21 protein-coding genes are annotated in these 25,664 nt (G+C 54.2%); 6 read left to right on the top strand and 15 right to left on the bottom strand.

What is annotated here, in order from left to right; all coding sequences use genetic code 11:
* Positions 1-130: 130 nt before the first annotated feature.
* Positions 131-1,048: a hypothetical protein gene (locus tag ACMZ66_RS08045; protein WP_416936162.1), complete on the bottom strand. Its 918-nt coding sequence runs from the start codon at positions 1,046-1,048 to the stop codon at positions 131-133.
* Positions 1,049-1,122: 74 nt separating this feature from the next.
* Positions 1,123-2,073 (bottom strand): TIGR02285 family protein, encoded by a 951-nt coding sequence (locus tag ACMZ66_RS08040; RefSeq protein ID WP_416936160.1) that lies wholly within the window; start codon positions 2,071-2,073, stop codon positions 1,123-1,125.
* 266 nt (positions 2,074-2,339) lie between these two features.
* Here ACMZ66_RS08040 and ACMZ66_RS08035 point away from each other — a divergent pair, with 266 nt between their 5' ends.
* On the top strand, positions 2,340-3,011 hold the full coding sequence (locus tag ACMZ66_RS08035; protein ID WP_416936158.1) for a substrate-binding periplasmic protein: 672 nt from the start codon (positions 2,340-2,342) through the stop codon (positions 3,009-3,011).
* Positions 3,012-3,134: 123 nt separating this feature from the next.
* On the opposite strand, the gene ACMZ66_RS08030 is transcribed toward ACMZ66_RS08035, so the two are convergent.
* From ACMZ66_RS08030 to ACMZ66_RS08015, 4 genes are all read right to left on the bottom strand, one after another.
* Entirely contained in the window at positions 3,135-5,783 is a 2,649-nt protein-coding gene (locus ACMZ66_RS08030) for an efflux RND transporter permease subunit (RefSeq protein ID WP_416936218.1), read from the bottom strand.
* 65 nt (positions 5,784-5,848) lie between these two features.
* Positions 5,849-6,334 (bottom strand): efflux RND transporter permease subunit, encoded by a 486-nt coding sequence (locus ACMZ66_RS08025; protein ID WP_416936156.1) that lies wholly within the window; start codon positions 6,332-6,334, stop codon positions 5,849-5,851.
* Between the two features lie 25 nt (positions 6,335-6,359).
* Complete coding sequence (locus tag ACMZ66_RS08020) at positions 6,360-7,547, bottom strand: efflux RND transporter periplasmic adaptor subunit (protein ID WP_416936154.1); 1,188 nt, start codon at positions 7,545-7,547, stop codon at positions 6,360-6,362.
* 201 nt (positions 7,548-7,748) lie between these two features.
* On the bottom strand, positions 7,749-8,237 hold the full coding sequence (locus tag ACMZ66_RS08015; RefSeq protein ID WP_416936152.1) for a PadR family transcriptional regulator: 489 nt from the start codon (positions 8,235-8,237) through the stop codon (positions 7,749-7,751).
* A gap of 382 nt (positions 8,238-8,619) precedes the next feature.
* Between ACMZ66_RS08015 and ACMZ66_RS08010 the strand changes: the two genes are divergently transcribed.
* A complete protein-coding gene (locus tag ACMZ66_RS08010; protein WP_416936150.1) occupies positions 8,620-9,981 on the top strand; it encodes a helix-turn-helix domain-containing protein in 1,362 nt (453 codons plus the stop codon).
* A 41-nt stretch (positions 9,982-10,022) separates the two neighbouring features.
* Positions 10,023-10,703, top strand: coding sequence for a methyltransferase family protein (locus ACMZ66_RS08005; RefSeq protein WP_416936148.1), 681 nt, complete (start codon positions 10,023-10,025; stop codon positions 10,701-10,703).
* A gap of 139 nt (positions 10,704-10,842) precedes the next feature.
* Here the strand turns inward: ACMZ66_RS08005 and ACMZ66_RS08000 are convergent, their stop codons facing one another.
* From ACMZ66_RS08000 to ACMZ66_RS07975, 6 genes are all read right to left on the bottom strand, one after another.
* Positions 10,843-11,172, bottom strand: a complete 330-nt coding sequence (locus ACMZ66_RS08000; protein ID WP_416936146.1) for a hypothetical protein — start codon at positions 11,170-11,172, stop codon at positions 10,843-10,845.
* Positions 11,173-11,567: 395 nt separating this feature from the next.
* Positions 11,568-11,849: a hypothetical protein gene (locus ACMZ66_RS07995; RefSeq protein ID WP_416936144.1), complete on the bottom strand. Its 282-nt coding sequence runs from the start codon at positions 11,847-11,849 to the stop codon at positions 11,568-11,570.
* A 593-nt stretch (positions 11,850-12,442) separates the two neighbouring features.
* The gene (gene queE / locus ACMZ66_RS07990) at positions 12,443-13,225 is read right to left on the bottom strand and encodes a 7-carboxy-7-deazaguanine synthase QueE (RefSeq protein ID WP_416936142.1); all 783 of its coding nucleotides are present in this window, start codon (positions 13,223-13,225) and stop codon (positions 12,443-12,445) included.
* The gene (gene queD / locus ACMZ66_RS07985; protein WP_416936140.1) at positions 13,222-13,713 is read right to left on the bottom strand and encodes a 6-carboxytetrahydropterin synthase QueD; all 492 of its coding nucleotides are present in this window, start codon (positions 13,711-13,713) and stop codon (positions 13,222-13,224) included. Before queD ends, queE begins: the two co-directional genes overlap by 4 nt.
* Positions 13,714-13,742: 29 nt before the next feature.
* Positions 13,743-14,471 (bottom strand): 7-cyano-7-deazaguanine synthase QueC, encoded by a 729-nt coding sequence (queC, locus tag ACMZ66_RS07980; RefSeq protein ID WP_416936138.1) that lies wholly within the window; start codon positions 14,469-14,471, stop codon positions 13,743-13,745.
* Positions 14,472-14,652: 181 nt separating this feature from the next.
* Positions 14,653-15,513, bottom strand: coding sequence for a class I SAM-dependent methyltransferase (locus ACMZ66_RS07975; protein WP_416936136.1), 861 nt, complete (start codon positions 15,511-15,513; stop codon positions 14,653-14,655).
* 141 nt (positions 15,514-15,654) lie between these two features.
* Here ACMZ66_RS07975 and ACMZ66_RS07970 point away from each other — a divergent pair, with 141 nt between their 5' ends.
* On the top strand, positions 15,655-17,043 hold the full coding sequence (locus tag ACMZ66_RS07970; protein ID WP_416936134.1) for a hypothetical protein: 1,389 nt from the start codon (positions 15,655-15,657) through the stop codon (positions 17,041-17,043).
* Between the two features lie 173 nt (positions 17,044-17,216).
* Here ACMZ66_RS07970 and ACMZ66_RS07965 read toward each other — a convergent pair whose 3' ends face one another.
* From ACMZ66_RS07965 to ACMZ66_RS07955, 3 genes are all read right to left on the bottom strand, one after another.
* A complete protein-coding gene (locus tag ACMZ66_RS07965; RefSeq protein WP_416936132.1) occupies positions 17,217-18,353 on the bottom strand; it encodes a hypothetical protein in 1,137 nt (378 codons plus the stop codon).
* A complete protein-coding gene (locus ACMZ66_RS07960) occupies positions 18,350-19,606 on the bottom strand; it encodes a hypothetical protein (RefSeq protein ID WP_416936130.1) in 1,257 nt (418 codons plus the stop codon). The genes ACMZ66_RS07965 and ACMZ66_RS07960 overlap by 4 nt, the downstream gene beginning before the upstream one ends.
* 280 nt (positions 19,607-19,886) lie before the next feature.
* Complete coding sequence (locus ACMZ66_RS07955) at positions 19,887-20,558, bottom strand: DUF5610 domain-containing protein (protein ID WP_416936128.1); 672 nt, start codon at positions 20,556-20,558, stop codon at positions 19,887-19,889.
* Positions 20,559-21,233: 675 nt separating this feature from the next.
* Here ACMZ66_RS07955 and ACMZ66_RS07950 point away from each other — a divergent pair.
* Together ACMZ66_RS07950 and ACMZ66_RS07945 are read left to right on the top strand one after the other, a co-directional pair.
* On the top strand, positions 21,234-24,236 hold the full coding sequence (locus ACMZ66_RS07950) for a leucine--tRNA ligase (RefSeq protein WP_416936126.1): 3,003 nt from the start codon (positions 21,234-21,236) through the stop codon (positions 24,234-24,236).
* Between the two features lie 136 nt (positions 24,237-24,372).
* Positions 24,373-25,662 (top strand): nucleotide sugar dehydrogenase, encoded by a 1,290-nt coding sequence (locus tag ACMZ66_RS07945; protein WP_416936124.1) that lies wholly within the window; start codon positions 24,373-24,375, stop codon positions 25,660-25,662.
* Positions 25,663-25,664: the final 2 nt, after the last annotated feature.

Raw genomic sequence — 25,664 nt, 5'->3', positions numbered from 1 at the left:
CATCGGTTTTTGCTACGCATAGGCGTTGGGCAAGGTGGGGGATGATTCAACCGTGGCGCGGTTTACCCGCTCAAACCCGGTGTTGCAAGATGCGCGATTGCATGGCTGCCAAGAGTTTTGGCAGGTTTTGTTATTGATCAACGGTTTGGCCAAAACCGATCTTGAGATCTTTTAGCGCCTGCGCGTAGCGACGCTGATCAGACTGTGACAGTGAGGAGGAATAATACTTCGTCCACGGCATGTCGGGATGGGCCTGCACAAGGGCATTGATCGCATCGACGATCTTGGCACCAGACGCTGTTTTGCTACAAGCAATAGAAGCCGGCATCAATTGATCGTTCCCGGCAATGTGCCAGCTTGAAAACGCGGTGTCAGGCAATTTGGCGCGACGGTAAAACTCCGCCTCGGCTGGCAGATAAAGCGTCCAGTCCATCCGTTCAAGCGCGATCAGTTGCAGGAAATTGGCATCATTGCCCACATGGGTAATACGCGGATTTTCGGTATGGCGAAGCAGGATCGCATCAATCGGGCCGCCATAGGAGCGCTGTGATCGCAACGCACCATTCAGCTTGCCGTCAATGATCATGCGTTCAAGGTCAATTTCGCCTTGATTGGTCATATAGGGGGCCAATTGATCATCACGGCTTGCATCAACAATCAGGCTGACCGGCAGGTGGGGTAATACGGCATCGGTGAAATAAAGGAACTCTTTGCGTTCTGGCGTCGGGTTCATGCCGATATTGCAAAAGGTCCCCGGCCCCATGATGGTTTTGATCAGGCGCGGCAGCGGTACGATTTCCTTGTCATGGGCATAGTCAGGCAGGCGGATGGCAAACCAGTCAAGGATATCCACCCCATAGCCGACAATCTTGCCATCGCGTTCCAGCATGGCAGGCGGCAGCGGCGTTAAGGCCCAGGTGATTTCGGGCTTTCCAGTCCCTTGCGCTTGGGCAAGCGTGCCACTCATGGCCACACATGCCAGTCCCAATAGCGTAAGCCGAACCCCAAGAAGCAAAGCACGCAGATGACGCAATCCCCTCGGACGCATTCCCGCAATCTCCGTTCCAACCAAAAGTATTATTAATTACTTATAAGGGTATTGGATGGCACGAATGCAAATAATTATTGTTTGTTCGACGCGCTGATCGCAGCCGGGCTGTATTCAAGCCGTGCTTCGATGTGATCCGAATTGATATATTGATCGCGCGCGGCCTTGAACCATTCCCGGTCATTGGGATTGAGCCACTGGGCATAGAAATCGGTCCAGGGCATGGACGGATTTTGATCAATGATCTGGTTGATCTCGGCAATGGCCGTGCGGCCGGCCGGGGTGTCAGCACAGCCGATGGTGGCTTCAAGCAAGGTTGTGTTGCCTGAAATCGGCAGCGCCTTAATCGCCAGTTCCGGCGTTTGACGGCGGCGATAAAATTCTGCCTCGGACGGGAAATAAAGCGTCCAGTCGATGCGCTTAAGGTTCAGCATGCGCAGGAACTTGGTGTCATCAGCAACCAGCATCACCTGTGTGCTGTCGCGGAAGCCATCAAGATGTTTGTCAACATGGGTGCCATAGGCCCGACCAATGCGAATGGCCGATGAAAAGGCGGGATCGGCCAACAGACGGTTAAGCTCGATATGGCCCTGATCATTCATAAACCGGTCAAACTTGTGCTCGTCATCAGCACGCACCACGACCGAGATCGGCAGATGCAATAAAATCGTCTTGGCAAAGCTGATAAAGGCACGGCGTTCATCGGTCGGGATCAGGGTCGCGGAGCAGCGAAGATCACCTTCGCCGTTCTTCATCTCGGCCAGCAATCGGGCAAGGGGAACTTGCAAGACACTGTGATGATACTGCGGAAGGCGCGATGCGAACCAGTTTTGCGTCGCAGCAGCATATCCGGTCAGTTCTTCGCGATCAGTGATAAAGGCCGGGGCAAAGGGGGGCACAGCCCAGGTCAGGGATGCTTTATCGTCAGCTGTTTGAGCTTTCGCGCCAGTGGCCGCAAAAGAAGTCAGGGCAAACAGTGCTGCGACGATGCATGATCTCGCAGGCCCGCGTAAACGCCATGCCATACCAATTCCCTATTCCCGGTTCGAAGTTCTTCTTATTTTTGATCATCAGGATATAAGAAAATTCCTTAGGAAAGTATGTATTTTACTGGCGTCGCATCCTTGATTTGACCAATATAATCTACACGTAAAATACGTGGGAATATTTGCGGAATGCTGTATTGCGACATTATCAATTTAAAGTGGTTTTGAGGCGGTTTGCATTCGGTGCAGCCATCGGTCTTGCCGGATTACTTCCCGGTACTGTCATGGCCCAGGATGTCACCGTCATGACAACACCCTTTCCGCCCTATGTGATCTATGATGAGCAGACCGGCATCGCGCGCGGCCCCGCCGTTGATGTGATCAGTCGCGTCTGTATGGAAAGTCAGATCCGCTGCAAAATTCGCGTTGAGCCATGGGCGCGTGCCTATGAAACCGCATTGCAAAACCCCGATACCCTGATTTTCAGCATCGCGCGCAGACCAGATCGTGAAGCATTGTTTAAGTGGATCGGAACGGTCGCGCCCTATCACGTGCGGCTGTTTTCCCTAAACGACTATGCCGTGCCCGTAGTTGACGACTGGCACGCACTTGTTGGTTTTCAGGTTGCTGGTCAAATGCGTGATGTGAAGGCGCAATACCTTGAGGATGCCGGGTTTGAGGTCATGATGGCCCCGTCGGCCGAGGCAACCATCCGAATGCTGTTTGCCGGGCGGGCGATGTTGGTTGCGGGTGACGCGCTATCGCTGCCATATCGGGTGGCCGAACTGGAAGAAGACAGCACGCGGCTTCATGTGGTTGCCAGCATTCCGGAACTCTCGAGCGAGCTTTATCTGGCCGCAAGCCTTGCCACGAATGATGTGGTGATTGATGCGATGCGTGCGGCCCTTGAAGCCATCAAGCAGGAAGGTGCCTATGACCGGATCTGGGCATCAAGCGGCATTTTGCCGTCAAACTAAACCCATCCCCGATTTGGTCTGAAAAGCAGTGTCCCAAAAGTTCACCGGCCCCCTTTTTTTCAAAAGGGGGCCGGTATAACCGCGCGGCGGGGTCGGGGGATAAGGTCGCGCGGCTATTCTGTCTTAGTTTGTTTCCTGCGCCTTATCAGACCGGCCAAACCAGGTGCCGGTGATTTTGCCGATCCAAGGCTTCAGACGGTTTCTGTAACCACTGCCCATCTTGTGACGCATCATCAATGCGCACGGGGTAAAGATCAGGGTCAGCGCAGTTGCAAAGGCCAAACCAAACGCGATCGAGGTTGAAAGCTGCACCCACCACTGGGTGGATGGCGCACCAACCGTGACGTCACGCGACGAGAAGTCGATATTGATCTGCATGACCATCGGCACCAGACCAAGGATGGTCGTGATCGTCGTCAACATCACCGGACGCAGACGCTGCGCACCGGTTTGCAGGATGGCGGCTTCGATGCTGCCAGCGGTGTGCTTAAGCCGGTCAAACGTATCGATCAGAACGATATTGTTGTTCACAACGATACCGGCCAGCGCCACAACACCAATCCCGTTCATGACAATCGAGAAGGCCTGTCCGGTGATCATAAGACCAAGGAACACACCAGCCGTCGACATGATGATCGCGATCATGATCAGGAGCGAGCTTGAGATGCTGTTGAACTGCGTCACCAGAATGATGAACATGATGAAAAGGGCGACCGTAAAGGCGTTCATCAGGAACTCGGCCGATTTCTTTTGTTCTTCATCCTGACCTTTGAACTCGACCGAAACGCGCGGATCGATTTCAAGGGTTTGCATCCATGCTTTGACCTCGCCAAGCTTGGTATCAACCAGAACGCCTTCCTGCACGTCGGCTTTGACGGTCAGGGCACGGCGGCTGTCAACACGGGTCAGCGTGCCGGTTTTGGGTTTGGGGGTGCGGATGATGAAGTTCGACATCGGCACCAGACCCTTATCGGTCACGATCTGCAGGTTTTCCAACTCATCAAGCGAGCGATATTTGGACGGATAACGCCCGACAATATCGATTTCCTCGGTTGAGTTGTCGGGACGATAGGTCGTGAAATTGATCCCGTTGGTCACCAGCTTGATGATATTGCCAATCTGGTTGATGTCGGCACCAAATTTCAGGGCCTGGGCACGGTCAACCGTGTATTCCCAGTCAATGCCCGGGGGCGACTTGCCGTCTTCGAAGTTATACATCCCGCCCATGTCCTGAAGACCATTGACCAGCATGGTCGCCGTGTCATCAAGAAGATCCGGATAGAAGGAACGCAGCTGGATCTGGATGTCCTTGCCCTGCGGCGGGCCTGCTTCTTCGGCGCGGACTTCAACCTGAATACCGGCAAGATCGGCGGTATCAGCAAGAATAAGCTTTTCGATCTCGCTTGCCTTCGGGCGGTTCTGCCAGTCGGCATATTCAAGCTGAACGATACCAATCACATCCTCGGCAGCTTCGTTGCCACCGGCATCGGCACCAGAGCGGGCATAGACGGTGTCAAACCAATGCTCGCCTGCGTGATGGGCATCAAGGGCCAGAATGCGGTCTTCGACTTCTTTAAGAAGGGTATCCTGTTCGTAATAGGACAGGTTGCCACGTGCGCGGACCTGAACCACGGCGACTTCCGGCTCGACAGCGGGGAAGAACTCGACACCCTTGCCAAGCTTGCCAAATGCCATCCAGACCGAAATCAGGATGACAAAGGCGGCCGGAACAATCAGCCAATAGAAACGAAGCGAACCGCTTAGGATACGGACATAAAGACCCGTTCCGCCTTTGACCTTGTGGATGTCTTCGGCATGGTCGGCAGCAATCGCTTCCAGGCTTTCATTGCTTTCACTGCCCGGTTTGCCAAACCACGCGCCTACGGTTGGCACAAAGATCAGTGCCATCGCAAGAGATGCGGTCAGGGTGAACAGAACCGTAATCGGCAGGAATTTCATGAATTCGCCGACGATGTCTGGCCAGAAGGCAAGTGGCAGGAAGGCTGCAAGGGTTGTTGCGGTCGATGCAATGATCGGAAGCGCCATGCGTTTTGCCGCCAGCGGATAGGCTTCGCGACGATGCAGGCCATCAATCATCTTACGGTCGGCATATTCGGTGACAACAATCGCGCCATCGACCAGCATGCCCACGGCCAGGATCAAGCTGAACAGAACGACGATATTGACCGTCATGCCCAATCCCCAAAGGATCAGGATCGCTGTCAGGAACGAGCCCGGAATGGCAAGGCCCACCAAAAGGCCCGACCGCCAGCCCAACGACCAGATGACAACCACCATCACAAGCAGGATCGCAAGGATCACGCTGTTCTGAAGGTCGGTCAGCATGGTGCGGATGTCAGAGGACTTATCCTGCGAATAGCTGACCGTCAGGTTCGGCGGGAATGCCTGCTGTGCTTCGGCGGTAACGGCCTTGATCGCATCAATGACTTCAATGATGTTTTCGCCAACGCGCTTGGAGACTTCAATCGCAATCGCCGGTTCACCATTAAGGCGGGCAAAGCTTTCGGCATCCTTGAAGGTACGGCGCACATCACCGATATCGCGGAACCGAATGACGGAATCCCCGTCTACGATCAGCGGCATATCAAGAATGTCATTCACACTTTCAAACAGACCCGGCACCTTGATGTTAAAACGGCCGGTGCCCGTATCAACTGCACCTGCTGCCACCAGTGCGTTGGAGTTCCGCACAAGGGTGACAATATCGATGCCATTGAGGCGATATGCTTCGATCTTCATCGGGTCGATGATGAATTCGACCAGTTCTTCGCGATCACCGGCAAGCTTGGCTTCAAGAACGGCCGGAAGACCTTCGATTAAGTCTTCAGATCACGCGCCACACGCAGAAGCGCACGTTCAGGCACATCCCCCGAAAGGGTCACAACCAGAACCGGGAACAGCGACAGGTTGACCTCGTGAACTTCGGGGTCGTCGGTGTCGTCAGGCAATTCGGATTTGGCGATATCAACGCGCTCGCGCACGTCGGCAAGGGCTTCGTCGATATCAACATCGGAGTAAAATTCAAGCGTTACCGATGCGCCGTCCTGATAGGACTGCGAACGCATTTCCTTCACACCTTCGATGGAGCGCAATTCCTGTTCCATCGGGCGCAGCAAAAGACGTTCGGCATCTTCTGGCGAAACGCCATCGTGATGCATGGTGACATACAAAACCGGGATCTGGACGTCCGGATCAGCTTCTTTCGGGATGGTGTTATAGCCAACCCAACCCGACAGCAGCAGCAGGATCAGAACCAGAATGACGGTACGCGACCTGTTTAACGCGTGATCAATCAGGGACATTTTTCGATCTCCTCATGACACGCGCTTAGTGCGCGGAATTTTCCGAAAGCGTGGTGCCGTTTGCCGCATCATCTGATGATGATTTCGGCGCAATCGGCAGGCCATTCGCATCGGTCTGAAGATGGACAACATCAACAATTGCACCTTCAGTCACCCAATCATGACCAACCACAATCAGTTCAAACTGATCCGGAAGACCGCCAATCCAGACGCGTTCGCGCGTGCCGCCCTGAAGATCAACCGGCAGGAAATCAACCTTGTTGCCATCAACCACCGAACGCACGCCAAGCTGGCCTTCGTCATTAAGCGTCAGAACAGACGGGGTGACCTGATGGGCACGTTTGGTGCCGACCGGGATTTCAAGTTCGGCGGTCATGCCATCGGGGATCTTAAGATCCGCATTGTCGATTTCGACTTCGACGCGGAAGGTGCGGGTATTGTTGTCAGACACACGCGCGGTGTAGCGAACGATGCCGTTGTAAACTGTGCCATCATAAAGCGTGACACTGGCAAGCTGGCCAAGGTCAATCGCACCGATGGAATGTTCCGGAACGTGGGCAACAATCAGCATCGGGTCAGCCTGGATCATGGTTGCAACCGGATCACCGATCGACAAGAGATCACCAACTTCGGCCGGGCGGGTTTCAACGATACCGTCAAACGGTGCACGGATTTCGGTGTTGTTAAGTTCGGTCTGGGCAATGATCAGATCCGCACGCGCTTCTTCAAGAAGGGCGAGGGTTTCTGCCACACCGGTTTTCGAACGGTAGTTCTTTTCAGCAAGGCTTTTGGCGGCCTTGTGTTCGAGTTCGCGCTGGGCCACCAGGGCGCGGGCCTTTTGAACGCGCGCGGCACGGTCGTCAACGGCCAGTTTGGCGATCAGGTCACCCTTGGTGATCTTTTGACCCTTGGTCGCGCCAATTTCGGTCACGCGTGCTTCGGTTTCGGCTTTGATGTCAACGGAAATGACCGCTTCGGTACGACCGGAAATGCGCAGGTAATCGACGTGATCAACAGCCTTGCTGGTGATGGTGCGGACACTTGCATGCGGTTTGGCCGGGGCGTCGCCAGTGCTTGCCGTGGTTGGGTTTTCACCTGCGTTACCTTCGGTGGCTGCGGCCTGTTCTTCGGCATCACTGCCGAAATAGGCGCTGCCAATCCAGACAACGGTTCCCAATACCAGCAAAATGGCTATCAGGCGTGAAGCGTTCATGTTCCTGTTCCCTCAAATATTCCGGTGGCGGAATGCGTCTTGGCACTTTTAGGCACGTATTCTTCTGCGAGTTTGCTCTGGTTCTTTGCGGGGCTTTTGCACCCTATTTGGTCTTGTTGGCCTTGAAGTTTCGCAATTCTTCAAGAAGGCCTTGTTTGTTTTCCCTGATGAATTTCAGGGTGGCTTCGCACATCGCCTGACCTAACCCTGCGACAAACATGCAGCCCGGCTTGGGCGCACCTGCATCATCAAGGCCATAGGTCGATTGGGCTGGCGATTTTCCTTGTTTTCCGGATCGATCTGCGATGCCATGAGTTCGTGGCGCGCGGCAAATTCATCGATCAGGGCCTCGGTCAGCTCAATCGGCATTTCCTCGGCGAAAGTCAGCATGAACAGAATATCTGAACGATAGCGGTCCTCGGCCGGGCGCGTTTGCAAAAGCGTGCGCAGGAAAGAACGGCGACCCTCAGACGTCAGCTGATAGATCTTTTTGTCAGGCCGGTTTTCCTGTTCATGTTCAACAAATGTCACCAACCCGTCCTGGGTCAGTTTTGTCAGTGCCGGATAGATCGAGCCAAGCGACGCAATCTGAAAATGGCTAAACGTGCCATCTTCAAACATCTTGCGGATTTCATATCCTGTCGCTTCGCCACCCATCAGGGCGCCCAGACATAGTGTGCGTACGTCCATGTTTTATTCAGTGTCCTTGTTAACTTCCCCCGGACTGATTTCGTACCAGCGGGGGAAGGTGCCAGAACGATTATATCAATCCGATATATGTCGGACTATCATATATCAGTTCGATACAGTCAATTAAATATGATAGAAATTTTTGTGACAGTGTTTCTATCTCGACGATCCAGCCCCGCTTCGTGTTACACCGCATGTCGGTTTTTTCGATCCGGGGTGGCTCGATAAACCGGAAAGTGTCGTAAAATGCGGGTGTTTGCGTCCGTTTGTGCATAGTCGGACGCCGATTGTGTCCGATTGTGCCTATTGAAACGATATAGTTGGTCTGGCGGGTAAAGCTTGGATCAGCAGGTTGGATGGAATTGATCAGGAGCGTGCCGGAATGACCGGTTGGATGGACTATGTAAGCATCACGGTTGCCGTGATCGGGTTGGTACAGGCGATCTTCCTGTGCCTTATCTTGCGATCAGAAGGTGCACGTGCCTTTGGCGCGAACCGCTGGATGATGATTTTTATCCTCGCCATTGCGTGCAACCTGATCGAGGACGTGGTCGAACAATTCATCCCGGTTGAGATCAATGGGGTGCTCAATATCTTCTTTGGCCCGATCAATTTCGTCATAGCGCCGTCGATCTATCTGTACTTCCGCGAGATATCCGGCAACCCGTCGCGCCATCCCTGGGTGCATGCGGTCCTGCCATTAATCGTCTTTAACCTGATTGCCTGGGTCGTGACCCATGATGGCGGGTATGGGGCCGTGCTGCCCGGCGGGATCAGTGTTCGTGAACTTGTGATCGGGTTCTGCTGGACGGCGATTTTTGTCCAGATATCGCTTTATATTGCGATGCTGTGGCGGGTGGCGTGCCGCTATTTCCAACAGACCCAGGAACAGCTTGGCGCGGATCGTGACACGATGCGCCGCTGGATCGGGGTGATCCTTGGTGGTTTGACGCTTGTCTTCATCACGGTTGCGATTGGTCGAATTGTCGAGATTTACCTGCCGCAAAATACCGAAATGTTTGGCACTGAAATCGCCTTTGTCGTGGTGCTGTTTGCCATGTCCTATGAAATCGCCACCCGACCCGCGCTGTTTGTTATGGGCGATTGGCCGACCGATGCGGATATAGAAGCCGAACGGGCAGGCGATAATTACGCATCAAGCCGTGCCCAGTCTGCTGCGACTACCCCAAGCGTATCGCAGCCTTCGAAGCCTGAAATCGTGTCGGTATCTGTCGCGGCAAGCAATGATGATGCGAGGACCGAAAGCAATTCGGCTGTCCGTCCGCTTCTCGATGAGGATGGAGTGGACCGCGCGGTCGCACAGCTAAAAGACATTCAGAAGCGCGGTGATATCCTGCTTGATCCGCTGGTGTCCTTGCCAAAGCTTGCCCGTGCGGTGGGCGTGACGCCCAATCAGCTGTCCTATGTGTTGAACCATCATATCGGCCAGAGCTTCTTTGATTTCGTCAACAGTGCCCGTATCGCTGAAGCCCGCGCGGTCTTGTTGCTGGAACCGGACCGGACGATTTTGGATATCGCGCTCAGCGTCGGGTTCAATTCAAAATCGACCTTTAATCTGGCATTTAAGAAAATCACCGGTGAAACGCCAAGTGCGGTGCGCGAAGCCGCCCGCAAGCAGGATGAAGCCGCTGAAACAGCCGGGAATGCGGGCCAACAGGCCGCGTCCGAAAAGCCATCCGAACGACCGGATGCGCAGCATAGGACGCCAAACCCAGCCGTTTGACGATAGGGCTTCTGCAGTTATTCATGCAGGAGTCCGTCGATATGTCCCAATCCACTGCCGTGCCGTCCCCGTCCTCATCGCAAGCGCGATCAGCCAAAGCCGCACCCAGTTCCGAGGATCTGCAACGCATTCAGCGTAAACGCAAACAGGTCCTTCGGCTTGGTGTTGTTGGATTGCTGGCCCTGGTCGCGGTCAGCCAGTCACTGGCAAGCCGGCACAGCCAAATCCATGACCTGATTGAGGCATTGGGCCTTGCCGCGATTGGCGTCTGTATCTTCGGGCGCGGCTGGTGTTCGCTTTATATCGGTGGACGCAAAAAGACCGAGTTGGTGACGACCGGACCTTATTCCATGTCGCGCAACCCGCTTTATGTCTTCAGCTTCATCGGTGCGTTTGGCGTGGGGGCGCAGACCGGAAGCGTGGTGATGGGATTGCTGTTTTCGGTTTTATGCTGGCTGGTGTTTCGCAGTGTGGTTTTGCGCGAAGAGGCGATGCTCGCCGAACGGTTTGGCCGCGCATTCGGGCGCTATATGAATACCGTGCCGCGTTTTCGTCCGACCTGGTTTCGCTGGCGCGATGAGGAAACGCTTGTCTGTAAGCCACGACTGTTTTTAACCACCACGCGCGATGCGATCTGGTTTCTGGCGGCAGGGCCGGTGTTTGAAGGTGTGAAACTTCTTCAGGAAAACGGGTGGCTTAAACCCGTGATCTGGTTACCGTGATGCGCATTGGGGCAGAGGCGCTGGGACGCGATCTATTGAAGTACGTTTGGTGTACGTTCTCTGCCCGTTTTGCTATCTCCCCGGATCATCGTAAAGGTGAGGGATCCTCATTTTTTGAAATATCACCTGATTGGTCAAACTAGGCCGCATGGTTTTCAGGCCGGCCGCCATAGGATTTGATCATCTGGATGCGTTCGTCTTCGCGCAACGGATCGGAATCAAGCGCGAGTGCGGCTTCCAGTTTGACCGGTTCGACTTTCAGGATATCCACCCCGTCGACCTTGTCTTGTTCGGACCAGAGATGGACGTGACACTCCAGCTTGATATAGCGGCGCATCGGTGCATCGGGATCAAGCTTTTCAAAGGTATCGACCTCATATTCGCCAGCCGGAAGCAATCCGGCATGGCCTGGCAGATGGAACGGATGAAAGAACGTCACCGTGCGATGGGTTGTGCGGGTAATGCTCATGATCATGGCTCCTTCGAGCATCCAGAAGATGACCTTGAAGGTGCGGATCTGGTGTTGTTTTGAGTGTTCACCCTTTGGGGTGCTTACGATCCGCAATCCCCGATCACTTCGGGTCATTCGGGATGGCGCGGTCGCCTGTAACATTTGCTCGTGATGTGCAGGCCTGATGATTACGGCGCCATATAGGCCACCATGTCTGTAAACAGCCATAGTGTATATATTATATATGGTGTTTTTCCGCCAAAACACAACCTGCGGTGAAAATCGATGCGCGCAGCAGGTTTGTGAAGTGCGTGCTAACAACAATCAGCTTTTGACGGGGTACGTGGCTTGTGTGATGTGGTTTGTGTGATGCGGTGACGACGTGATCTGGTGTTGCCGGACGAAAATTCGCCTCATTCCAGTTCAGGGCGATTAGGATCGGCATCCTGTCTTAGGGCAAAATCCAGATCAATCGGGCTGACGGTCAGAATGCGGTCGACCATCATGCCGTTATGTTTGCATTTCAGATGCAGGTCGGTCGAAACCCGGCGATAGGCGGTAAAGGACACGCTTTCGATCAGTTCTTCGGTGGTATCGACCACATAGCTTCCCGGTGGAAACAGATCGTCAAATCCGCTCAGATGAAACGGATGGGCAAAGGTCACGGTTTTGTGCGTCATCCTGCTGATCGACATGATGTCAGCCCTTTATGGAGATGGAAACTGGCGGTTCCCAGATGGTCAGGAATCTCAAAAAACGCGGGATAAAAAGACGAAGGCGGAGGGGGACCTCCGCCAGCGTGTATCAGTCATTTGCGCCCTGATGCGGGGCCGGTTTGGTCGCGGCAGGCGGGTTTTCGGTTTTTGGGGGTGCAGCAGGGACCGAAGCGCTATCTGCCGATTTGGCACCGGGCTTCGCGCCCGCGTTTGCGTGGCTCGTCGAAAAACTGCGAAATGACATGATTTGAACTTTCCAATTGCCGGCGCAAAGCGCGCCCGCTTATTGGGAAGTGGGGCGTCGCAGAGCAAATAGCAAATGCGCCAACCGGGCATTGATCCACCCTTTGGGGCGAATGTGAGGAAAAGGCTGGTTAATTTCGGATAAAATATATTTTCTGAAGGCTGGTCGCGATCGGCCACGACGGGCGGCGATGGCCGACATCGGGTGGCATCAGTGATATCGAGTGGCGTCGGGGGCGGCGGCATTTCAGGCGTTACCGGGTCGGGGCCAAGGATTGGGCCAGGACTGTGCCAGGGCCGATGCCGGTGCGTTGGAGCGGCGGGGCCGGTCACACCCCGCGCAAATTGCCCCAGACATGCACATGCCATTGTGGCAGTACACGGACATCAAACCATTTGCGTTTGGCGACTTCATCAACCAGCCAGCGATAGCGTTCGGTCAGGCCTTCGATATCAACGCCATCCGCACCATCCGGGTGCGGTTCGGCGGGGGTGGTATTGACCGGTTGCAGGCAGACCGGAATGCCAATGTGAAGCTTCCTCACATAATCGGCAAACATCAGATCGGCCTCATCGCGGACCGGGAATTTCAACGTAATTGCCGGACCATCAAGCATGGCATTGGCCTGTGCCGCATCAATGCAGGCCGCCAAGGCGTCCTTGTCAAAACTGGTGGAGGAACTGGGCGGTTTGGGGCTGAGTGTCAGGAAATTCAGATCAGCAAACCAGTCCTTGGCGATGCTGCCCTGGGTTTCAATTGCGAAGGTGAACCCTTCTTCCTTGCCCATGGCAATCAGGCTGCCGAGTGGCTGGATCGCCGGGTTGCCGCCCGAAAGCGTTATCAGGATCGGCTGACCACCGGAAAGCTTTTTGACTTCATCCAATACCTCGGCGGCACTCATCGGTTTCCAGTCGGCGCGAAAGGCCGGATCGACCGCATAAAGCGTATCGCACCACGAACAGCGAAAATCACAGCCGCCGGTGCGGACAAACACGGTCGGCACGCCAATCAGCGCACCTTCGCCCTGCACGGTCGGGCCAAAGATTTCCGATATGCGGATTTTGCCGCGTGTTTCGGACATGTCGGCAAGATTGCGATCAAGAACCGTCATGGACGATATTCCGCCCAGGTTTTGGGGGTTTCGGATACACGCACGGCGGAAACTTCGGGCCAGCGATCATGCGCCCATTCGTAAAAGAACAGGGCAAGCTGTTCGGCGGTCGGATGATCGTGACCCAGCACGTCATTCAAGTGACGGTGATCGAACTCGTCATCGATCAGACGTTTGAGCGGGCCGAGTTCGCGGTAATCACGGACAAAACCACGGGCATCAAGGGTGGCACCCTTAAGCTCCACCTCGACAATATAGTTATGGCCATGCAGGCGCGCACAAGGATGGTCTTCTTCAAGGCCGCAAAGCTGATGGCTGGCGGAAAAGGCGAATTGTTTGGTGATGGTGAACATCAATCTACTTTCAAAGTCGTTCAGGCCATGCGGTATGGAGCATTTGGATCGGGATCCCCGCCTGCGCGGGGATGACGGTGCGACACCGATGATGCCGGGCGCTCTGACGTCATGCCCGCGCAGGCGGGCATCCATCTATCCATACGGCACGGAAGTTGTTGCTATTACTGGGCGGCGTTATCAGAAAGCTTGCGCGCCATATGATCAGCGCGGGCCTGTTTCCAGTAATCGCGATCCTGATAAACGGTGGTGTCCTTGACGCGCGCCAGCTCAAGCGCTTCGCGGCGTTCAACACAGGTGCCGCAGCGCCCGCAATGGGTTTCCCCGCCCTTATAGCAAGACCAGGTCTGATCAATCGGCACACCCAGACGGCCTGCCTCAGCCGCGATATCGGCCTTTGAGATATTCACAAACGGGGTATAGAGCGAGACGTCCTTGACCCCTTCAAGCGCATGGTTTTGCATGGTCTGAAACGCATTGATGAAATCGGGACGGCAATCAGGATAAATGAAGTGATCGCCGCCATGGACGGCGGCGGCAACCGCGTCTGCCCCGGCACTGGCCGCAGCCCCGAACGCAACGGCCAGCATGATGGCATTGCGGTTGGGCACCACGGTGATGCGCATGGTTTCTTCGGCATAATGGCCATCGGGAACATCGATATCATCGCTGGTCAGCGACGATCCGGTCAAAAGCGCACCCACCGGGGTCAGATCAACGATGTGATGCTTCACACGCAGATCGCGCGCGGTGCGGGCGGCGAAATCGAGTTCCTTTTTATGGCGCTGGCCATAATCGAACGAAATCAGGGAATGCAATTTGTGCTCATGCGCGACCTTATAGGCCAGCGTGACGGAATCCAGTCCGCCAGAGCAGACGACAATCGTCTTCATAACTCTATGTCTTTCGTGTTTTTAACCTGGTGCTACGACAGGGGAAGGATCATCCTTCCAAGGCGGGCGGTGTGCCATGGCATGTGCCAAAAGGCAAGCAAAAATCCACGCATGCAACCATGCGTTAGGCTCAGGAATGCTTGGCTTTGCGCCCCGATTTGCGCAGGCGTAGAGGCGTTATTCAGGCGCGTTTTCCGCTAAGCACATGAAAACAAATCGGAACCTGAAAATGCCCGTCTTCGATATAGGGCGAAAGTGTTTCAAACATCGCCGCATCAATCGCGCCACGGTCCATGTCGGATGCACCCCGCAACACATTGCCAAACAGCATATCCATTTGCGGCTTCCAGAAGGCTGCCTTTTCCGGGATGCGCCCGGCGGGGCTGTGGCTGGTGGCTTCGATGGCTGTAAATCCAGCGGCCTCAAGACGCATCATCGATTGATCGGGATTGCCAAAGGAAAACGGATCAAGCCCGGCGGCCTCAAACCCGATGCCAAGGATATTGCCCAATACCGCATCCATTGCGGCAAAAAGCGGATTATCGACCAACGGTGCCCAGACCATAAAGGCCGCCCGACCATTATCGCGCAAGACGCGGTGGGCTTCGCGCAATGCCTGGTCCGGATCAGTGCAAAACATCACACCAAACCGGCATGACACTGCATCAAAGCTTTGATCGGGGAAGGGAAGCTTTTCCATATCGGCCGGGATGACCGACAGGTTGGTGATGCCTTCTTCTGCTGCGCGCGCGGCCAAGCCATCACACATTTCCGGCACAATATCAGACGCCGTCACATGACCCGCCCCGCCAGCCAGCGCACGGGCAAAGGAAAAGGCAGGCTCCCCCACGCCGGATGCCAGATCCAGCACATCCAGGGCCGCTCCAGAGCGTATCGTCTTTAACCCGTCCAGATCAACCGCCTCGATCAAATGGCGATTGATCTTTTCGGCTGCGGGGGCAAGGCGGTCTGCCCAATTGATCCAGTCTGATGAAAGATTGTGCCAGGTGGTGGTGGTTGGTGCGGATGGGGTTGCGGTCATGTGGGGCTCTTTTCATGTGATCCGTGATCTCACAATAGGATCAAAGCGGCGGGGATGAAAAGCCATCAGCGGTGTTTTTTGGTCTCTCACAGGGATTTACCCATAGCGTCGATAGACATAATGCAATGATGGCGGGCGCATATGAAAAGTCACACAGCAGACGGCATAAATATCTGGCGGTTGGCGGGGGCGAGTCTTTTGGTTGCGCTCACCAGTGTGCTTTATTTCGGGTTTGTCATCACGTTGTTTGCCGGATTTACCGCCGATATCCAGCGCGATACATTGCGCCGTGAGCTTGGCATCACATCACCGGGCACGCTGGAACGTTTGGTGTTACAGGCCTTTCACGAAGCCAATTTGCGCGAAGATGTCGCAAAATTGCGCACCGATATTCGCGCCATGGATGCCCACGCGCTTGAAAATACCCGGCATGGCTTGGCGCTGCGCAAGGATGCGATTGCCGCCTGGTGGGATGCGTTTGACAGCTATTCCCGCCTTGGCGCGACGGTCGCCAATAACCGCCAGGCGTTTGAGGCGGAATTTGCCAACAGCTTCCTTGAAGTGATGAATGCGGCCTATCAATTCGTTTCCAGTCAGGAAACGGCGATGCCAATGCTTGATGTCCCGGTCGGGGAAAGTGATGCGGATAAAAAACGCCGGGCGGACGGGATCAAGATCATGTCTGACCTTCACGCACTTCTTGATGATCCGAAATTCACCCACGCTGCGTCCGAAGGATTGATTGAAACGGTGGCCCGCCAGGTCGATGCGATCCGAAGTACGATGATGGCCTTTGATGAAAAAAGCGCACGCGCGCAGATCGAATGGGCCAATATCAGGGCCGAGGCCCAACATGCCGCCCAACTCCGCAATGGCCTTCAAAACGAACTGGCGGAAATACAGGCCGAAATCAAACGTCAGGACGAGGATTTCGGCCATGAAACCTTGTCACTCGTCGCGCTTTTTCAACATCCGGTCGGACGCATCCTGTCCTATCTGATCCAGCTTCCCACCATCATGCTGACCTTGCTGGTGACAGTCGCCGCAGGCGGACTTGGCGCCGTGGTTGCCTTCACCAGACAGAACTTTGCACAGGCGCGACACGCCGACACGCAACCAGATGACAACACGACTGAGGCAGAAGACGCACAACCGTCTGGCGCGCCATCGCCCACCCACGGATGGGCGCAACTGGGCCAAAGCCTCAACCCGGCGGCAAGATTGCTTGTCATGACCGGCGAGGGGATTGCGGCGGCCATGGCCATCTTCCTCTGCGCCGAAGCCGGGATGCTGATGGTCAGCCAAGGCGGCCCGGACGGCTCCGGTCAGATCGACATCAGCCCGTTCCTCGTCACCTTCATGGCCTTTGTCTCCGGCTTCATGGCCGAAGACGCTTTTGCCCGTATTCAGTTCGCGGGGCAGAAGCTGTTTCGGGTGACGGATGATCATGGACGCAATCTTGGTGGTCAATCCTACAGAAAGTCAGACCATTCGGTGATGAACTCAAGATCACCGGATCAGCACAGGTAATCAAGCAGCGGCCAATTCACATATAAACCGGAGAAAATTGATGCCGCCGGTTGTTTTGCAACGATAGAAACTAATGGTAGCCCATTTTTTGTCAGATTTCTTGGTTGTGTTGCAGAACTCGGTGTCAGGAAAATTGCCGGAATATTTTGGTTTAGGTTTTGCGTATATGTATGTCAGAGCAGCTTTTCTTGAGCTAAGTCTCTCCCAGTTCTTGTCCCCTCCGCCTTGAAACGATTTTCATCACTTGCTTGTTTAGGGGGAGCTGCGTGCGCAAAGTTCTTTCTGCTATGACCGCAAAAATCAAGTAGTGCTCCTATAAAGCCTTTTGCTTCGGTAGGCAGGCTGTCGAAACTAGGTGACGACTTTGAGTAAGCGTACCATTCGAGTTCTCTAGCAATTGTAAAAAGCTTGTTTGTGTTGCTCAACTTGACTGTTACTTCGGCAAGCCCTTCAGCAGGTACGCGCTTTATGTCTTCAAGAATGCGTTTCTTTATGTCCAGTCCCATATTATTCGACTGAGGTGCATACTCTCGTAGCGCATTTACCATCCAATCCAGTTTTTCGTAGGTGTCGGATGCGCTAGCACCAAACCTAATGCCGTTCGCCATCGTCGCAATTCTCTCATCGAGCGGGCGTAGTGCTGCGTCAGCAGAGGCAAAATCCAAGGAAGCTGCAGCATATGCGGCCATCAAGAGGCTCAGTCGTACCAATACTAATGCGCTTGGTGAAGAGGGGTGAGATTTGATCGCTGCATCTGCGAAAAAATGAAAGCTCTCGATGGACAGATTTGCTGATGGGGCGCCAAATCGGTCCCCTATGCTCGATTTCGCCTCTTCAAAACGGTCTTTAAGCTCTTTGCTACCACTGCGCTGCTTGTCAACTTCTGCGATAAGCTCCAGTAAGTCCTCTTCACTAAGTCGATCAGCTTGCTGTACTTGACTGCTGCCTTTGAGCCGTTTCAAGTCGTCGCCATCTATCCAAAGGACGCGGTGTTTCTGAGCTAGTTCACGGAGAGCAGGGTTTCTATCTGTTGTGGCAATGCCGACGCCCTCTACCCCAATGACTTTTGCTACGCCGTTGACAAAAAACAGACGTTCAATTGCTTGAGGTCTCTGTTTGTCCTTGATGTCAATAATTGTCCGGCGGCGGGCAAGAGTTGCTGAGCGTTCGTAAATCCACAAGTCAATATCAGTCAGGTCGGATCCGCCATACCTTAACTGGACCCCTCTAACAACGAAGAAGCCTGCGCGAAGGAAGTAGGACCGCAACACTTCTTCCGTTTTCTGCCCTTTGTTAATTGCTGCCATCATAGGCCCCCACCGCTGCGCACTGCGCTAATTAGCGAGCGCATTTGTGTATTAGTTGGCTGTAAATCAGCTCGTTTTTTGAAGGCAGTCCTTGCTGCTTCTGGCGCCGTGTAACCAGTTACCTGCGCACTCGGAAAGTCTGTCAGGCCTCCATCACTAGCCTTTCCAATGGCTAGCACTTGTTGGGCTATTTCGCCAACCTCTCTCTTTAGGAGACGCATAACGTAACCATATCCTTGCCTTCGCGTTTGGACCACTCGTTCAAGCTCAAGGGCCCGATAGTCCTTTCCGATAGCAGTCACTGGCCCAACCCATTCACCGTTTACCAATTTACGGAGGATAAAGTTCACTCCCCAGATCTTACCTCTGTTTGCAGCACTTCGTGTCATTCCATAGCTGAGTGCTGCGACAAGAGCTTTTGCATGGTCAAATGCATCATCAACCAGAGGGTTTACGAACTTGTTGAATGCTCCTGGGGAAGTAATGTAGCTGTGATCACCAGCTTCATTTGAAACTATGTTCTCGTCAAAAACCGCTGCGGAGCGAAGTTTGGCGAGCAGTGTTTCTCCCAGTTGGGTCGTTGCTTCGTTCAGGTGGACTGCTCCCTGTCTGCGAAGTGTGTCTTCAAACTCGGAAAGCTTCACCTGTTCGGCACTTGATAGCGAGTCCAGTACCTTCTTTGTTTTGGAAACAGTATCACGGCGGAATAAATTGCCGTTGAATAACAGAGGGTCGTCTTTGTCACCATCGCTATCGATAAAGCCAAGAGCCGATGCTTGTTCAAGAAACTCGTTAGTTTCGTGACCACTGATCCGATAAGTGTCACTGATGAACTCCGACGCATTCGATAGGAGTATAGGAGAAGTTGAAACCAGTTCTCCTATACCTAGTGATGCGTTCTCAAAGGCGTTTGGCTCATTGCGATCATACAAGTCGCTCGCGTGCGCTAATGCTGTTTGGGGGGTAACACCGAGTACCGCTACTGTGCCGCTGGCAGAGCGATCAATAACTTTTTGGTTTTCTAGCTGCTCTAAGCAGGCATTCAGCTCTGTTTTAGGATTTAGGCCGCCAACTCTTGCTAAGGTCACGACTGTGTCGTGCGGCAACTCTGCTTGGTCTGAGCCTGCCATTCGAGACAGCAATCCTGCAGATTTTGCAGCAAGATCAATCGCAGAGTACTCCGCTGCGCCGTTGGTGTTTCCATGGATTTTGCGGCCATGGTGTATGATCCATGCACCTTTAGTGTTTTTATCCATAATTAAAGCCATTTTAAAACCAGAACATGATTAGGGTTGTTTGTATGCAACTTTAATCATGGATGCGCAATTCGTTAAGCTTAAAGATGTGATTCCTATTATTTTTCTATTTTAGGTGAAGCTTCTTTCTTGATCTTGCTGGCTTAAGGGTGATGTTGGATTGCGCTCACTGCCGAATCAGAAAGCCAAGTAGTGCTAAGGCACAGCTTTAGAGCTGATTACACAAAAACCCGGCTCCAAAGGAGCCGGGTTTTTTGTTCGAACGAAATGTTCGGAGGAGTTAGCCGTTGGTGCCGTAGCGCGGCGCGTTGCGCTGGGCGTTGCTGCCGGCTTCGGCGTAGGCTTGGCTGGCCTGTGCGGTCTGGGTGACCTGCGATTGCAGGACCTGCTCGTCACGTTCCGGGCTTGATGCCTCGGCCGCTTCTTCTGACGCGCTGCTGTTAAACAGTTCGGTCAGGCGCTGCTCGATGGATTGAAGGCCTTCGTTCAGGCGTTCTTCGGTCTCGTTGATATTGCCATTGATTTCTTCATTGAGCGCACCGAGGCCTTCGAGGAATTCACGGGCATTATCAAGGCCGCGCTGGATACCTTCGCTGGCCTGATCAAAGATTTCACGTGCTTCGGCCTCCGAACTTGCATTGGATGCAATCAGATCGCCAACACGGGCAAGAATGCGGTTTGCGACGGCTTCTGGCGTGTAGTCAGCCGGATCAACATTGCCAAGCGACAGGCCGGTTGATTTCAGGCTTTCATTAATCGCCGAGACAACCTGATCGGTGGTCAGGCGGTTTGCCGATGCGGAAGACAGCGAAACGGTCGTCGCGGCCGCAAAGGCGGACGTGCCGTTATTGCCGGTCTTTTCAAAGTCGCTCTGGCCGGGCAGATAAGATTGTGCGGAACGCGATGACGCGCCCGATTGTTGGGATGACAGGCCACCAATGGTGATATCCATAAACGTCCTCCCTGGACGAAGCTTTGAGAGCCGTGCCCTACACACATCATGCGTGAGTGACACTTTTTCAAGCACAAAGGGCGCGGCAAATCCCTGCGCGATCAGGTGCTTGATAAATTCAGGTTCCTAATATGGCATGGATGGGGTGAAAAATCCAGTGTTGTTGGGCAATTTCCCGGTGAGGGTGTGATGTTGTTTGCGCAATGCCGGTCTGTGTTTTATGGGGGGCGGGGGAGCGTAATTCATCTGTATTTGCGCTGAAAACCGTCGATCTGATGTTGCACAGTGATCAAAGCGCGCTTATGAACACTTCTGAGGGTCAAAACTCATTCACATGACCGACCCGGCAACTGATATGAGAGAAAGAGCTAGGAAAAGACCGCCGAGCGGGGTGATCCCCGGTCAAGGGATTTGACGCAGAGGCTTTCTCTCATATCAGTTGTCCTTTGGATCACCCGGATTTGCACGGGCTATTTTGTCGCAAAATCTTGAAAGATGTAGATCTTCCTGTGATTTTGCTCCGCATATCCGTACAAATCCGGGCGACCGGGATGATCATGTGAGTGAGTTTAGACCCTAGGATTATTTTTGAACCCGAATTGGGATGGCGGGCGCGGATTTGACCGGCGCCAAAGGTCAGTAATTCGGGGTTTGACAGGCAGGAGTTGATTGAGCGTGGCGAACTATCAGGAAAGTGCGCGGGAATTTGAAAAGCGCTGGCAGGATTACTGGCGGGAAAACGATACCTATCGTACCCCAAATCCGGGCGATGCGGATTTCGACGCAAGCAAAAAGAAAAGCGTCATCCTTGATATGTTCCCCTATCCAAGCGGGGTTGGCCTTCATATCGGTCATCCGTTGGGCTATATCGCGACCGACGTGAAAGCACGGTTCGAGCGCATGCGTGGCCATAACGTTCTGCATTCCATGGGCTTTGATGCCTTTGGCCTGCCAGCAGAGCAGTTTGCCATTCAGACCGGTCAGCATCCGCGCATCACGACCGAAGCCAATATCGAAAATATGCTGCGTCAGCTCCAGGTCATCGGGCTTGGTCATGATCCCCATCGCCGTTTCGCCACGACGGATGTGGATTATTACAAATGGACGCAGTGGATCTTCCTGCAGCTTTTCAACAGCTTCTATGACCCGACCGTCGAATGGAAAGGCCCGCAGGGGCAGAGCATCACCGGCCGTGCGCGCCCGATTGCCGAGCTGCGTCCGATGCTTGAGTCTGGCGCGTGGTTGCTTGACGAAGACGGCGTGCCGCAGCCCAAAGCCGTGATTGGCGAAGGTGTGAAGGCCGAAGGCAAAGAGATTGACCGTGCGATTGATCGCGGGCGTCTGGCCTATGTCGATGAGGTTCCGGTCAACTGGTGCCCGATGCTGGGCACGGTTCTGTCGAACGAGGAAGTCACCAACGAAGGCAAGTCCGAACGTGGTGATTACCCGGTTTATAAGCGTCCGCTGAAACAGTGGATGTTGCGCATTACCGATTATGCCGATCGTCTGGTGGCCGACCTTGAAGGGCTTGATTGGCCAAATGGCGTGGTCGAGATGCAGAAGGGCTGGATTGGTCGTTCTGTTGGTGCGCGGGTGAATTTCCCGGTCAAGACCGTTGATGGTTCGGACGAGAAGATCGCGGTTTACACCACCCGTCCCGATACTATTTTTGGCGCGACCTATATGGTCCTCGCCCCTGAGCATCCGCTGGTTGATAAGCTGTGCGCCGCTGACAAAAAGGCCGACGTTGCCGCATACCGCGCGCAGGCGTCCGAGCTTAAGGCCGTTTCGGCCAAAGATGATGCCGAGCGTGAAAAGACCGGCGTATTTATTGGCGCGCATGCGACCAACCCGGTGACCGGCGAAGAAATCCCGGTCTGGATTGCTGATTATGTCCTGATGGGCTATGGCACCGGTGCGATCATGGCGGTTCCGGCCGGTGATCAGCGAGACTTTGAATTTGCTCATAAGTTTGACCTGCCGATCCGTGCGACGACCAAGCCGTCTGATAATTGGGTTAAAGACAACGCACCGGCCGATACGGCGGATCTTGATATCGCAGCCCTTCATGCGCGTTATGTTGAGGCACCGGAAAGCTTTAAGGTCGCGCAGACCGAAGTTGGCGTGACGATCAATTCCGCCAATGATGAAGTGTCGCTTAATGGGCTTTCGACCCCGGATGCCAAGGCCAAGATCATCGACTGGATGGAAGGCAAGGGCATTGGCCGTGGTCGCGTGCAGTATAAGCTGCGTGACTGGCTGTTTTCGCGTCAGCGTTATTGGGGCGAGCCGTTCCCGGTTCTGTTCGATCTGGAAACCGATCAGGTTCACGGCATTGCGCAGGCGGCCTTACCGGTTGTTCTGCCGGAAATGACCGATTTCAAACCGCAATCGAACGAAGACCCGAATTCCGAGCCGGAGCCGCCCCTGGCACGTGCCAAGGAATGGATGGAAGTGACCGGTATTGTCCTTTCAGATGGGTCGGTTCTTCCGGTCGATGCGGCGGTTGGTTCCAAACACGCCCATGACGGTGCGGAATATGAAGTGCGCGCGTTCAAGCGTGATGCCAACTCCATGCCGAACTGGGCGGGGTCTTGCTGGTATTATCTGCGCTATTTCGATGCCCAGAATGGCGAGAAGTTCGCATCTGATGATGCGGCGGCCTATTGGGCGAACAGTGCGGACAAGGATGGCAAGGCACTTCCGGGTGCGGTTGACCTTTATGTCGGTGGTGCGGAGCATGCGGTGCTTCACCTTCTGTATTCGCGTTTCTGGCACAAGGTTCTGTTTGATCTTGGCTATGTCAGCACGCCCGAGCCGTTTCAGAAGCTGTTTAACCAGGGCATGATTACGGCGGATGCCTATACCGATGCGCGCGGCGTTTATGTCGACATCCATGATGTTGAAATGCGCGATGTCGATGGCAAGAAGGTTCCGTTTAACGGAAAAACCGACGAGCAGCTCACGACCGTTCCGGGCAAGATGGGCAAGCGTTATAAGAACGGTATCCCGCCTGAGGAAATCTGCGAGCAATACACCATCGATACGTTCAGAACGTATGAGATGTATATGGGCCCGCTTGATAGCTCCAAACCATGGCAGTCCGATGCGATTGTCGGCATGATGCGGTTCCTGTCCAACGTCTGGAAAGTCACGACCCAGATGGAGCGGACCGAAAGCGTTGATGGCAAGATCGAAACGCTTCTGCACAAGACGATTGCCAAGGTGACCGGTGATATTGCTGATCTTCGCCTCAATACCGCGATTGCAGCATTGATCGAGCTTACCAATGCGCTGACCAAGCAGAATGCGGTTCATGACGATCATGCCAAGGCACTGGCATTGATGGTGGCCCCGTTTGCGCCGCATCTGGGTGAAGAGCTTCTGAGCCGGATGGCAGCCGATGAATTCGGCGCCAAGAAATCGGTGATCAAGTTTGACTGGCCAGTATTTGATGCCGAGAAGGCCCAGGATGACGAATTTGAAGTCCCGGTTCAGGTCAATGGCAAGAAGCGTGGTTCAGTGATGGTGGCAGCGGATGCCGATCAGGCAACGGTCGAAGCACTCGCCAAGGCGGACGAGAACGTTGCGCGTCATCTGGACGGCAAGGAGATCGTCAAGGTGATCTATATTGCCAAACCAACGCCCAAATTGGTCAATATCGTTGTGAAGGGTTAAGGCCCGCAACGATAGTGAATTTACAAACGGGGTATTGCAAAATCGCGATGCCCCGTTTGACTTTGATCTCGATTATTGACGGTTCCCTGCGGGCTGGCTAGAAGTCAGAAAAGCATATCTTTGTAAGGGTTGAGTAATGAGCCACGGGCGCAAGATTTCTGTTATCGGTTTGGGCTATGTTGGATTGCCGGTTGCGGTTGCATTCGGGACTTCCACCGGGCGCACCGTTGCCTTTGACATCAATAAGGCACGCATTGCGCAGCTTAAAGCCGGTCATGATGCGACGGGTGAAGTGGATGATCATGAATTGGCGGCAGCCGACCTTCTGCTGAGCGACGATCCCAAGGACCTGGCCGAGGCCGATTTCCACATCGTTACCGTGCCGACCCCGATTGATAAGTCCAACCGCCCGGATCTTTCGCCGCTGCGGTCTGCCTCGAAAACCGTTGGCGCCATTTTGAAAAAGGGCGACATCGTTGTTTATGAAAGCACGGTCTATCCCGGCGCAACCGAAGAAGAATGCGTTCCGATCCTTGAACAGCTTTCGGGGCTGAAGGCGGGTATTGATTTTACGGTCGGCTATTCGCCAGAACGCATCAACCCGGGTGATCGTGAGCATCGCTTTACGACGATTACCAAGGTTGTGTCCGGTCAGGACCAGGCGACGCTTGATATCGTTGCGGACGTCTATGGCAGCGTTGTCACCGCGGGCATCCACAAGGCGCCGACAATCAAGGCCGCCGAAGCTGCCAAGGTGATTGAAAACACCCAGCGTGATCTCAACATCGCGCTGATGAATGAACTCTCGCTGATCTTTGATCGCGCGGGCATTGATACCCGTGATGTGCTTGAAGCCGCCGGGACCAAGTGGAACTTCCTGAAATTCACACCAGGTCTGGTCGGCGGTCACTGCATTGGTGTTGATCCCTATTACCTGACGCATAAATCCGAAGAACTTGGCTATTACCCGCAGGTGGTTCTGGCCGGTCGTCGGGTGAATGATGGCATGGGTGATGTTGTTGCCAACAAGGTGATCCGCGCGTTGCTCCGCGAAGGTGCAACCAAGAACCCGACCGTGACTGTTCTTGGCCTGACATTTAAGGAAGATGTGCCTGATATCCGCAATACGCGCGTGATCGACATCATCAAATCGCTTGAAGAAGCCGGGATCAATGTCCAGGTCCATGACCTGCATGCGGATGCCGAGGAAGTCGCGCACGAGTTTGACGGTTTGAAGCTTTATTGTGATGAAGACCTGAAACCAGCCGATGCGGTGGTTCTGGCGGTTGGGCACAAGGAATATGTCGCCAAGGGCTGGCAGCTTGTTAGCAGCTTGCTTAAAGACGGCAAGGGATTTGTTGCGGATGTTCGCGCAGTCCTGCCGCGTGATGCGGTGCCGACCGGTATTGATCTCTGGCGTCTCTAAGC

The organism is Thalassospira sp., from assembly GCF_048059015.1.
GTDB lineage: Bacteria > Pseudomonadota > Alphaproteobacteria > Rhodospirillales > Thalassospiraceae > Thalassospira.
This window is presented reverse-complemented; position numbering and strand designations above follow the sequence as displayed.